The organism is Cohnella mopanensis, from assembly GCF_022352055.1.
Taxonomy (GTDB): domain Bacteria; phylum Bacillota; class Bacilli; order Paenibacillales; family Paenibacillaceae; genus Cohnella; species Cohnella mopanensis.
Genome location: NZ_JAKRWM010000002.1, coordinates 432785 through 444861, shown reverse-complemented (window position 1 = coordinate 444861; position 12077 = coordinate 432785). Strand labels below are relative to the sequence as shown.

The window sequence follows — 12077 nt, the reverse complement described above, 5'->3', positions numbered from 1 at the left end:
CAGTTGTATTAAATCCTTATTTATAATCATTTTAATTTGATTCTCACTGATTCTCAATAACAATTTTATGAAAGTTACGGCAAAAAAGCAAACCGGGCCTCATCCCACATAGTGAGAGAGGTCCGGAAGGGTCATTTCGACTATCCGATTATTCGTTTACGTACCGCTTCTGCCTGTAGCTCGAAGTCTCTATCATTGAGTACGGGAATTTTCGGCGCTTCTGATATGTCTTCAAGTTTATGCCAGGATTTGCAGCCGCCGTAGCTTTCCCTCATCGGAATAATCTGCGGCATATCCAATTTGTAGACTCTAAGGATTAAGACGTGCAGAGGTTTTGTTTTTTTCCACTTCAAACGCTCCTCCGCGTAATCCTCCGTCCAAATATGCAATCCGTTAAGCCTCTGAAGCGTCTCCGAGTCCATGATCTCGATATCCTCTACGACTTCCGCATAGGAGGAAATACGCACTTGATCGGTCAGTTGCTCCGCCTCGGCTTGCGTGAGTTCGACGATCTCGCTAGCTTCCGGCTTGACTAGGTTCGGTCTCTGATGCTCGAACGATGGAAACAAATAAAAGCGCGGGCTTTCCAGCCTGAATTCCTTGGTCTCTTCCGCGATGCCGCCTTTGCGCAGGACGATGACTTGTTTGCCTTCCTCCAGCGCCTTAACGGCTACGGCCCACTCCCGCAACGCGATCGGATTGTCCATTCTCTGCTGCTCCCCTTTGACTCAACAATATTCCTTCATTATAACACAGTTACTGTTGAGGGGAGCCGACTAGCAGTTGAGGAAGATCCACTCTCAGCTCAAGCTCGGGAATGTAAGTTCGCGGATATGTCGGCCGGGTAAGAAAAGTCAGCTTGGCATCTTCGGGAATCGGCTTGAATTCAATCGAGCCGTTCGATCCAAACGACAGGATCGGAAACAATTTGCCATTCTCGTCTTGAAGAGCATAGCCTCCCCTAATCGATGTCGACTCCGAATGGATGACCGTTTTATCTGCCAAATATTCTATACCCGTAATATACATTTCTCGCCCTTCCCCGAGCGGCAACGCCAGCGGTTTGTCTTCCGTCGGTTGCTCCATCATCGGAGTGTGGAAGAGATCCTTAGTCTCTATTGTCATATTATTTCGAGGATCATCATAGAAGGCGCGAACAATCAATGCTTTTGCGTCGCTAGCGACCGGACCTAAATCCATAACCCCTAAAGAACTGGCGCTATTCGCGATATGGCTTCCATATTGAACACCGTTGTCGCCCGTCACCTCTACCCCGAGCCAGGATGTCCAGTCCACGCTCCCTGCTTCGAAGTGATAGTGCACTTGCGTGGACACCGCCGAGAGTACGATCCGATTCATTTCAAGAGTCCCCTGTTCAGTCGTCTTTTTCAGATCGGAAGTCACGATGGTCATATCAGGGGTTTTGGACACCGGAATGTCCAACGACCAGTTGCCGGCTTGATTGCCGATTCTCGTAGCTTCCAATTTTAAGCGAAAAGATTCCGGCCGATAGTCCGAGTAGGCTAGCTTCCAAGTATTAATAGCCCCCTCATATTGATCCGAATCTAACTTCTCGTAACGATGCTGTAATTGATCATAATTGTCCGAGGTTATATACCCTACTTTTCCAATATCGTGACTATCCATAGCCAGTTTAGCATCCATCATGTATTCATCTAATTCCTTATCCGATTTAACGGAATACCGGATCGCTATCTCGGATCCATCATAGATAACGTCGCGCACCATTAACGTTATTCCTTGGTCCGTTACTTCCGGCCCGTTCTTATCCATATTCGAATCGTCGAGTAACGAACCCACTACGGGATTCCGAATATATTCGGATTGTTGCACGACCGAGCTTTCCGGCGGTTTTTGCGAAATTACGGAAGAATCCGAAGATTGTTCCTTTGAAAATAAAGCATAACCCGCGACTGCCCCTCCAACGACCGCGATGGATGCGACCATAATCGCCAGCCTACGAATTCTTTGCGACCTCCTTGTCAACTCGCTTCTTGAAGGTAAACTATGTAGCGTATTTTCAATTGTATCCACTATCGTCATTGGCACTCCCGAAGGCTTCGCCGATCCGCTATTTCGCAGAAGTGCCTCCAATTCATTAGAACTCATATCCGACTTCCCCTCTCTCAGGTAAATTGAGCCATTTGGCCAAATATCGTCTTGCCCGATGCAATCTCGACTTCAGCGTCCCTTCGGATACTTCCATCATGTCGGCGATCTGCGACAACGGCAAATCCGCGAAATAATGCAGCTTAACGAGTAATCTCAGCGGCTCCTCCAATCGTTCGACGGCTTGTCGCAGATCCAGATCGCTCTCCGTCGATTGCGCCGCTCTCTCCGGCAGGTTATCCGAAGGGGTCGTCCTTTTCTGCTTGCGATAGATTTGTTGGCATTCGTGAATGAGAATTCGCAGCAGCCATGTCCGAAAATACGCCGGCTCTCTCAGCTTCGGAACGCCGCGATAGGCTTTCAAGATCGCCTCCTGGATCGCATCCGCGCAATCTTCATCCTTGCTCAGCAAAGTCCGGGCCATTCCGTACAGTTCATTCTGCATTTCGCGAATGAGCCTGGCGAAAGCATCCCGATCGCCGGAACACGCCAGCTGTACATCTGTCTTCCATGCCAGTTCCGACACTTGAGTTCCTCCTATCTTTTTGCATATTAATAAGGCTTTATTTTCTATTAGTTAGATGTCGGTAGAGGTTACTCGGTTCATTTTTTTTACGTGATTCCATTTCACCCCATTATAGCGTATAATAAAACCATTAAATCTAAAGGCCCTGTTGCCCAGTCAACCGACGATAGGCACAACCTCGGAGCGGAATGTTCCCTGGTTGCGCCTTTTTTGTTATGTTGGGGATAATTGTGCCTTACTCACTCAGAAGAAGGAGCTCATCTTATGTTAAGAGAAGCCGTCTACCACCGTCCTAAGAACAATTGGTCCTATGCCTACGATCGTGAAACCATTCATGTACGCATTCGCACCAAAAGGGATGATGTCGATACGATTACCCTTATCCACGGAGATAAATACAGTTGGTCGGTCGTTGGTTCGCAAACAACGGCAATGAAGATCATTTCCCAAGATAACTTGTTCGATTATTGGCAAGCCGAAGTCAAACCTCCATTCCGCAGGTTGAAATACGGCTTTAAGTTTCAGTCCGGCAACGAATCGATATGGATGAACGAGCAAGGCTTCCAAGAGAGCGAGCCGGAAAACCAAAATTTGTACTTCGATTTTCCGTTCCTCAATCCAGCGGACGTGTTTACTCCACCTGCATGGGTCAAAGAAGCCGTTTTCTATCAGATCTTCCCCGAGCGATTCGCTAACGGAGATCCGTCGATCGATCCTAGCCATGTGGAGCCGTGGGGCGGAGTACCGACCGCTCACAATTTTTTCGGCGGAGACTTGCAAGGAATTATCGATCATCTCGACTACTTAACGGAGCTAGGCATTAATGCCATATATTTTAATCCGTTGTTCGAGGCCACGACTAACCACAAGTACGATACGACGGATTACATGAAGATCGACCCGCATTTCGGTACGAACGACAAAATGAAACAATTAGTGGAAGCCTGTCATGCGCGCGGAATTAAAGTCCTGTTAGATGCCGTATTCAACCACAGCGGCGGGAAGTTCCCTCCATTCCTCGACGTTCTGGAGAACGGTGCGGAGTCTCGTTACGCGGATTGGTTCCACGTAAGAGAGTTCCCGCTTGAGGTTCGGGATCGCGTTCCGACTTACGATGCTTTCGCCTTCGAGCCGCATATGCCAAAGCTAAATACGGAAAATGCAGCGGTGCAGGAATATTTGCTGGAGGTTGCCCGGTACTGGATCGAAGACATCGGGGTTGACGGTTGGCGCTTGGACGTGGCCAACGAAGTGGATCATCGTTTCTGGAGACAGTTCCGCGACGTTGTCAAAGCCGCGAATCCCGAAGCTTACATTCTCGGCGAGATTTGGCACGATTCCCAGCCTTGGCTCTCGGGGGATCAATTCGATGCGGTCATGAATTATCCGCTAACGGAAGCCATTATCGATTATGCGGTTAAAGATATTCGCGATGGCCGCCAGTTCGCGGATTTGGTCGGCTATTTGCACGCCGCCTACCCGCAGCAAGCATCCGAAGTCGCTTTTAACTTGCTCGGAAGCCATGATACTCCGCGTCTGCTCAACCTCTGCCAAGAGGATAAGCAGCGTTTGAAGCTAGCCTACGCGATCCCTTTTACGCTAACGGGTACGCCTTGCATTTATTACGGAGACGAAATCGGGCTTACGGGTGAGCATGACCCAGGGTGCCGTAAATGCATGGAATGGGACGAGACGAAGCAGGACCGGGAATTGTTCCGATTTTTCGCGGAGCTCGTCAAGCTTCGCAAAGAGCATCGCGCCCTGCGAGATGGAACTTACCAAGCGCTTTACTCGGAATCCGGCGATAAATCGGTAGCCTATGCGCGCGAAGCCGACGGCGAGAAATTCATCATCGTCCTGAACGCAGATACCGTCCAGGCTTCCGTTACACTCCCTGTAGAGAACGGTTCCGCCTACGAAGTCGTCTTCGGCGAAGGTGAGCCCAGCGCCGTCGGGAACAAGCTGCAAGTATCGCTTCCTCCGATCGGATATGCGATTCTAATGCTTCAGTAATGTAAACTGTAGGTGGGTTTCACCGGACTGCAGTGGGTTTGTGAGGTGCTCTCGGCTCTCTAGTTGGGTTTTACCGGACTGCAGTGAGTTTGTGAGGCACTTTTGGTACTGTAGTCAGGTATTTCCGGACTGCAGTGGGTTTGTGAGGCACTTTCGGCTCTGTAGTCGGGTTTTTCTGGACTGCGCTGCTCACTCTCGGCCCTGTAGTCAGGTTTTTTCTGCAAAACGCAAATAAAGCTAGCCCCCAAGCACATCTTCAGGCATTGGGGGCTAGCTTCTTGTCATTTCAGCCTTATACCAAAAATATCGCTACAACCGTCGTCGTGGCCAATCCGATCAATACCGGCTTAAAATTGCGCCGCGCCAGCTCGAAAGGGCTCACGCCGCAGATCGCCGCAGCCGGGATGAGCGCCCACGGTATCAACGTGCCTCCTCCGACCCAGATCGCCGCCACTTGGCCTAGCGCGGTTAACGTAGCCGCTCCCGTTCCTAAAGCCGTAGAGAACATGTGAGCGATCGAGCCGACAAGCGAGATACCGGAGAAGCCTGAACCATCCAAGCCCGTTATCGCGCCTGTTGCCGTTAGCGTAACGGATGCTACCGCTCCATTCATCGGCACGTGATTCGCGAGCGCTACGCCAAGGTCGTTCACGATCCCGTGCGAGCCTTGCAGCATCCCATCTCCGAACAAATCCTTAAAAGCCGAATCACCCAAGTAAAAAAAGGCAGCGATCGGGATAACGGGACCGAATACGCGAAACCCGAATTGAAAACCTTCTATTAAATAGGAAGTCGTTTGTTCCAATCCCTTATTCCGATGAGCTATCATCGTGACGCCGATTAGAATCAAGACAGCGGTTCCTCCGATCAACGCCGTCGCATCACCGCCCTGAAGATTGAACGCGAACATGGCGGCTACGTCGATCGCGAATAAAACCGGAATGAGCATGGCCAACGCTTGCTTGACCCTAGACGGCAAAGCCACCGTCGCGGAGCTTACTCCCGGCACACCGGTTCCCGGTCCTCCTTCAACCAGTCCGTTTCTCCATTTTCCGTTTTTCATATCTCTACGCATCATCCAGAACGCAACGATCGTCGTGACTAATCCCATGACGATAACGAGGGGCACGCTGGCTTCCATCACTTGAGAGACCGGCAATCCAGCCGCGTCAGCCGTCAGCTTAGGCGCTCCTTGAATAATATAATCGCCCGATAACGCAATTCCATGACCGAAGAGATTCATGGCAATGGCCGCCCCGAGCGCAGGTAAACCTACGCGTAAAGCCACAGGCAAAAGAACGGCGCCAATCAACGCAACTCCGGGAGACGGCCAGAAAAACAGCGAGGTGACCAGCATAATGATGCCGATTCCCCAGAAGGCAAGCGTTGGCGTCCGCAAAAATCCCGTAAGCGGTTTAACCATCGTTTCGTTTATTCCCGTAATAATGAGAACGCGACTCATCGCAACGATAATCGAAATAATGAAGATCGTGCCGAGCAATTCTTTGGTTGCGTAGATGAAGCTGTTGAATATTCCGGATACCGAGCCGTTCAAGCTTTCCGTTGCGATCAAGCCTAGCGTGAAAATACCGGCAACGCAGATGAGCGTCGTATCCCGCCGCTTCAATAGCAGCGCTAATATAAAGGCAATGAAGGTTAAATAAACCCAGTGCAGCGAAGTTAAATGGATGTCCACCAGAGCCACTCTCCAGTCCTTCTTGTAAGTGCTTCATTGTATGTTGGAGAGTGGATAGGCGTTCGCGTAAACGCAAAGAACCCCCCGAACCTGAAGGGGGTTCAGGTTCGGGGGGAAATCTCTGTTTAGGGTTTCAATATTACCGTCGAATACGGCGGAATATCAAGCTTCTGGTCTACTAGCGTAGCACCGGAATTATTCGTGTGAGCCAATTTCGCGAACACGATAGGTTGCGATTTGGTTACCTCTAAAGTTAAGCTTTGAGGCTCTTTAGACATGTTATGCACAACCAATACCTGCTCATCTCCGCTTGCCCGTATATAAGAAGTCACGAACGAATTATCCGTATCGTAAGAGCTGATCGTGCCTTCTCTTAACGACTTCTCCTGGGCACGCCATGAGATTAAAGTTCGATAATGATTCAGTAAAGAGACGGGAGAATCGTCTTGCGCCTCGACGGATACTTCCGCCTCTCGATAAATCGAACTTTCCCAAGTCGTTTCTCCCGGAGAACCGGCTTCCCGTGTCCAAGGGAACGGCTCCCTGATTTTCTCGTCGGGTTTCACTCCGCTCATCCCTAGTTCTTCACCATAGTAGATGAACGGATTGCCCGGTAAAGTCAATAATAGCGACGCGGCAATCTTCGCATGATCGACGTTATTGCCTAACGCGCTCATGATGCGGTTCTGGTCGTGGTTAGACAAGAACGGGGCATCCACGAACTTGCCATTGGATGTTTTCGAGAAAAACTCATGGATCCGGGATAAAGTAAATCCAATGCTGGATGAACTTTCCGAAGCTGCCGCGCTAATTAGCGATTCCGCCAGGTCAAAATTAAAAGCCGAGTTAAACGCATTGTCCAAATACGGAGCAATGATCGCCGTCTTGTCGTACACTTCACCGACCAAGTAGGCATCCGGGTTAACCGCATTTAATCCTTGCCTGAATTGCTGCCACCAAGCTTTATTCTTGTCTTGAATAGGCTTCGTAGCGATCGTGGAACTGAAATCTCCGTAAATGTGTTTAGCCGCATCCAACCGGAAACCATCTACGCCTTCCTTCAGCCAGTATTGACCGATAGCAATCATTTCTTGGCGCACTTTCGGATTATCGAAGTTCAGGTCGGGCATTCCTTCCCAGAACACGCCTAGATAATAACCACTTGCGGCAGCATGCCATGCAGGATTGCCTGTCGCGCTATCGGCTGGCGTCGCGCTTGCGGCATCGTCTACCCAAGTGAACCAATCTCGATAAGGACTATCCTTGCCTTTAGCCGAATCTACGAACCACGGGTGCTCCACGCTAGTATGATTAACGACCAAATCCATAAGGATGCGAATATCTCTCTTGTGAGCTTCCGCGATGAGCCGTTTGAAATCATCCATCGTGCCGTAGTCGGGATTAATCCCGTAGTAGTCCGTCACATCGTACCCATGATAGCTCGGAGAGGGTTGAATCGGCATGAGCCACAGACCATCTATCCCTAGTTGGTCCAGATAGTCCAGCTTATCCGTCAGCCCGTTCAAATCTCCGATACCATCTCCGTTCGAATCCGCGAAGGATCTTACGAACACTTCATAATATACGTTAGTCGGCCCTTCTACCTTCGGGGGGAGAGGTTGAAATGCCTGTGACGCCACCGGCGACGCCGCGGGGGGAGCGGAAGTACACCCGGCTAGTAACGTCGTTGCAAACAAGAGTCCAAGCAAATGCTTGATCGTCTTCGTCATCCTTTAGATGCTCCTGCCGTTAAGCCGTCGACCAAGAAACGTTGCGTGTACATAAAGAGAAGCGTAATCGGGATCGCTACAAGAACGCAGCCCGCAGCGAACAAGGTAAACTCGGTACTGTTGTAGGAGTCGATAATATTCCATAGTCCTACGGCCAGCGTCCAGTTTTCCGGCGTTCTTAGAATCGCTCTCGCGAAAATAAAGTCCACCCAAGCTCCGGCAAATGTCGTAAGCGAGATGTAAGTGATGATCGGTCTCGACAATGGCAATATAATGCTTACGAATATTCTCGAATGGCTCGCGCCATCGATTCTCGCTGCTTCTTCGAGGCTCCGGGGAATCGTGTCGAAGAATCCTTTGGCGACAAACATCCCAAGAGCTGCCCCGGCAGAATAAACAAGGATAAGAGCCCACAAGGAATCAAGAAGATTCAGTGTATTGAGAATGGTAAAAATCGCAATCAGGCTTAAGAAGCCTGGGAACATGCCGAGGATCAAAACGACCATAAGCATGGATTTACGACCTTTAAAGCGGAATCGCGAGAAGGCGTAAGCCGTCAACAACTGGATCAGCGTTCCAAGCACCATGCTCGCCACGGCTACTTTTAACGTATTCCAATACCACGTAGCGTAAGGAATTTTTCTATCGACTCTCTCCACGAAAAGATCCCGATAGTGAGCCAAAGTCCATTTTGTTGGAATAATGGTGTCGCTGAACAAGGAGTTGCCTTCCCTGAAGGAGGACAAGATTGTCCATAACGCTGGATACACGCACGCGATCGCTATCAAGATCAACAATAGGTAGCTGAAGAGTATACGCGGTTTCATTGGATCATGTCCTCCTCCTTGAACGATCTAGTTCTGCTATATAACAGAACCGACATTACAGCGATGATTAGGAATAGCAGAATCGCCACGGCGGCAGCGATATTGTACTGGTTGAAATCGAGCGTCAGCTTATACAACCAGGTCACTAGAAGATCGGTCTGTCCAGCGTTGTTGTATTTCATCGTCGCAGGATTACCGCTAGTTAGAAGGAAGATTACGTTAAAGCTGTTGATATTGCCCGCGAACTGCGTAATCAAGATCGGCGCTGTCGCAAAAAGGACATACGGCATCGTGATATTGCGGAATTTCATCCATGGGGATGCTCCATCTACGTCCGCAGCCTCGTACAAATCTTTCGGGATCGTCGTCAAGATTCCCATTACGAGAACCATCGAAACCGGTATTCCGATCCACATATTAACGACGATAACGGATACTTTGGCCCAAAACGGATCATTCAGCCACGGCAACCCTTCCAAGCCGAAGTATCTGAAGTATTGGTTGATCGGCCCGAATTTCTCATTCAGCATATTTCTCATAATCAGCAAAGAAACAAATTGAGGAATAGCATATGGAATAATAAACAGCATTCTCCAGAAGCCCTTCATCTTGATTCCCTGTTGATTGATGAGCAATGCAACCAGAATGCCTCCGAAGTAACAGGTAACGGTAGCTAAAACTGCCCAGATAATCGTCCAGGTCAGGACACCCGTAAAGGTATCGGCCCAGACATTCATGTTAAACAGTTTGTTAAAGGTGTCAAACCCGACCCAGTCCACCAAATTTTTCGGCGGTATATGATTGGGCGAAGCGTAGTTGGTAAATGCGAGCAACGAAGTAAACACGATAGGCATGATTGTGAAGAACAGCACTCCGATAATCGGAAGCGCCAGAAGCGTCCAAGGGAAAATATCGTTGTTTAATCCCTTCACAGCACTGCCGCTGTCCCGTTTACGGCCCACAGCTACGGCATCGCGAATATTCAAAATATAGAACACGATATACAGACCCACTAGAATGACGGAAAGTACTCCGTGAATCATCATGAAAATGGAGTGGTCTCCCGGAACGTTCTTGAATATTTTTCCTACTTTTTCTAGATGCTGACCTTGTTCGCCAAGGGTAATGAGCCCTTTAATTTTCGAAAACAATATCGTCGAGATGAAATAAATTCCAGTCGCGTGAATAAGAACAAACAGCAAGCCTTTCGCGTATTGCCGGTTATACCATTGTCCCAGTCCGGCACACAATACCGAAAGCCAACCGGCAACTACTGAATTTCGCTTCAAGCTGAGCCATCTCCTTTCTGAACCCATTACACCCGCCGTTGAACGGCGGGTGAATGGTATTTATTTAGCCATTTTGATGGATTACTTCGCAGCCGAGTTACTGTCTTTTACTTTTTTAGCCCAATCGTCCATTGTCTTTTGAGCATCTGCACCATCGTTCCAGAGGGAAGAAAGCGCAGCTTCGTGAGTTCCCCAGAATCCAGCCATTTCAGCGATCTTAGGCATTGGAGTAGAGTTGTCGAACTGTTTCAGGAACACGCTTGCGAACGCATCGCCGCTTACTGCCGGGCTCGCTGCTACGTTTTTGTTGGAAGGCAAGCTTCCGAACAATTCGAAGTTTTTCGCTTGAAGAGCTTCGGAAGAAACGAGTTGAGCGAACAATTTAGAAGCGATTGGATATTTCGTGTTTGCGTTAACCAAGAATCCTTTAACGCCTGAGAATGGCATCATCGGTTTGCCGTTCGGCAAAATCGGGTATTCCATTACGCCAAGGTTTTTAACGGATTTCTTGAATTCTCCCACTTGCCAAGGACCGCTTACGTTCATAGCCAATTTGCCTTCGTTGAACAAGCTTGTTTTGATGTCGGCTTTAATATCGGCAGCTTTAATCGGAAGAATTTCTTTCAGGCTGCTGAAGAATTTCGCGGCTTCAACGCTGCCTGGGCTGTTCAGACCGACATCGGAAGGATCTGTGCCGTCTTTGCCGAATACGTATCCGCCGTATCCGCCGAAGAAGCCCCAGCTCCAGTAACCATTGCCGACTTCCCACATGTAAGCATATTTTTGAGCTTTCGTGTCATTGAACTTTTTAGCGAATTCGATTACTCCGTTCCAGTCCTTCGGAGCTTCTCCGTTCGTATCAGCGAACAGATCTTTATTGTAGAACACAGCAGTTGTCTCAACGGACATCGGGTAGCCGTACAATTGGCCATCGATCGACAGAGCTTCTACCGATTTCTCGGAGTTGTTCGCGATGGACTCTTCCGCGTGAAGATCGTTCGGAAGAACGACGCCGGCTTGGACTGCGGAACCAAGACGGTCATGTACCGCCAAGAATACGTCAGCGCCCACTCCAGCAGGACCGTCTGTGATCATTTTCTCGATAGATTTATCTGGACCTACGTCTTGATATTCAATATCGATGCCATATTTCTCTTTGAAAAGTTTAGCAGCTTCGTCGACAAGCGCTTTCTCGGAAGCGGAATACCAGACGACCAATTTAGCGCCTTCTTCAGGCAGGTACTCTTCTTCTGCAGATGCTTCTTCGGAAGAGGAAGCGCTAGCGCTTGCAGTCGGTGCGCTTGCACTCGGGGAGGAAGATGCGTTGTTGTCTTTTTTACCACCGCATGCTGCCAGTACGAATACCATCACCAGTACGAGTGATACGAGCAACCATTTTGATTTGTTCATAAACCTGTAGAACCCCTCTCTGAATATCGGTTTTATGCGCTTTAGAACTACCCGCCTCATTGAATTAATTGTTTCATTATCGGCTTCGACATCTGCGCAAACGTTTGTACAAGTTTGCGTAAAGTTCGATAAAAGCCGATAATTTGTGCTAAATCAACGGTTTTGGGATGATGAAAGCGCTTTTGGAGATAGTTTTATCATAAACGAAAATGCAAAAAAGTAAATCGTTTGCACATAGTTAATTCCGCCAAAAAGTCAATGTAATGCATCATTTTCTTTCATTTACTCTCCTATTCAAACAATTACGTCTCTTGTTACTTAATGCCTTGTATGGCACAATGTAAGCGTATCAGTGTGCAACAGTTGCACAACTTGTCTACGATGTTCCGCATTACTATTTGAATTAAATAAGATACAATATAGATAACATTTCCATTCGAAAAGGAAGATACCCTA

General features: G+C 48.7%; 9 protein-coding genes. 1 reads left to right on the top strand and 8 read right to left on the bottom strand.

Annotation, left to right across the window (positions count from 1 at the left end):
• Positions 1-140 precede the first annotated feature (140 nt).
• From L3D05_RS06125 to L3D05_RS06115, 3 genes are read right to left on the bottom strand one after another with little or no spacing between them, the layout of a single operon-like run.
• Positions 141-707 carry a DUF1802 family protein gene (locus tag L3D05_RS06125; protein WP_239615128.1) on the bottom strand — a complete coding sequence of 189 codons (567 nt, stop codon included), beginning with the start codon at positions 705-707 and terminating at the stop codon, positions 141-143.
• 49 nt (positions 708-756) lie between these two features.
• Positions 757-2130, bottom strand: a complete 1374-nt coding sequence (locus L3D05_RS06120) for a DUF4179 domain-containing protein (protein ID WP_239615127.1) — start codon at positions 2128-2130, stop codon at positions 757-759.
• Entirely contained in the window at positions 2120-2656 is a 537-nt protein-coding gene (locus L3D05_RS06115; protein WP_239615126.1) for a sigma-70 family RNA polymerase sigma factor, read from the bottom strand. Before L3D05_RS06115 ends, L3D05_RS06120 begins: the two co-directional genes overlap by 11 nt.
• A 264-nt stretch (positions 2657-2920) precedes the next feature.
• Here L3D05_RS06115 and L3D05_RS06110 point away from each other — a divergent pair, with 264 nt between their 5' ends.
• Positions 2921-4669, top strand: coding sequence for an alpha-glycosidase (locus L3D05_RS06110; RefSeq protein ID WP_239615125.1), 1749 nt, complete (start codon positions 2921-2923; stop codon positions 4667-4669).
• A gap of 292 nt (positions 4670-4961) precedes the next feature.
• Here the strand turns inward: L3D05_RS06110 and L3D05_RS06105 are convergent, their stop codons facing one another.
• The 5 genes from L3D05_RS06105 to L3D05_RS06085 form a co-directional block, all read right to left on the bottom strand.
• Entirely contained in the window at positions 4962-6365 is a 1404-nt protein-coding gene (locus L3D05_RS06105; RefSeq protein WP_239615124.1) for a hypothetical protein, read from the bottom strand.
• A gap of 125 nt (positions 6366-6490) precedes the next feature.
• Positions 6491-8095: an alpha-amylase family glycosyl hydrolase gene (locus L3D05_RS06100; RefSeq protein ID WP_239615123.1), complete on the bottom strand. Its 1605-nt coding sequence runs from the start codon at positions 8093-8095 to the stop codon at positions 6491-6493.
• Complete coding sequence (locus tag L3D05_RS06095) at positions 8092-8922, bottom strand: sugar ABC transporter permease (RefSeq protein WP_239615122.1); 831 nt, start codon at positions 8920-8922, stop codon at positions 8092-8094. The genes L3D05_RS06100 and L3D05_RS06095 overlap by 4 nt, the downstream gene beginning before the upstream one ends.
• Entirely contained in the window at positions 8919-10211 is a 1293-nt protein-coding gene (locus L3D05_RS06090) for a carbohydrate ABC transporter permease (RefSeq protein ID WP_239615121.1), read from the bottom strand. Before L3D05_RS06090 ends, L3D05_RS06095 begins: the two co-directional genes overlap by 4 nt.
• An 81-nt stretch (positions 10212-10292) precedes the next feature.
• The gene (locus L3D05_RS06085) at positions 10293-11621 is read right to left on the bottom strand and encodes a sugar ABC transporter substrate-binding protein (protein WP_239615120.1); all 1329 of its coding nucleotides are present in this window, start codon (positions 11619-11621) and stop codon (positions 10293-10295) included.
• Positions 11622-12077 lie beyond the last annotated feature (456 nt).

Bases quoted from the DNA above. Each gene is read 5' to 3' on its own strand.
- L3D05_RS06085 (WP_239615120.1), bottom strand. From the start codon at position 11,621: ATGAACAAATCAAAATGGTTGCTCGTATCACTCGTACTGGTGATGGTA.
- L3D05_RS06110 (WP_239615125.1), top strand. From the start codon at position 2,921: ATGTTAAGAGAAGCCGTCTACCACCGTCCTAAGAACAATTGGTCCTAT.
- L3D05_RS06095 (WP_239615122.1), bottom strand. From the start codon at position 8,922: ATGAAACCGCGTATACTCTTCAGCTACCTATTGTTGATCTTGATAGCG.
- L3D05_RS06125 (WP_239615128.1), bottom strand. From the start codon at position 707: ATGGACAATCCGATCGCGTTGCGGGAGTGGGCCGTAGCCGTTAAGGCG.
- L3D05_RS06120 (WP_239615127.1), bottom strand. From the start codon at position 2,130: ATGAGTTCTAATGAATTGGAGGCACTTCTGCGAAATAGCGGATCGGCG.
- L3D05_RS06100 (WP_239615123.1), bottom strand. From the start codon at position 8,095: ATGACGAAGACGATCAAGCATTTGCTTGGACTCTTGTTTGCAACGACG.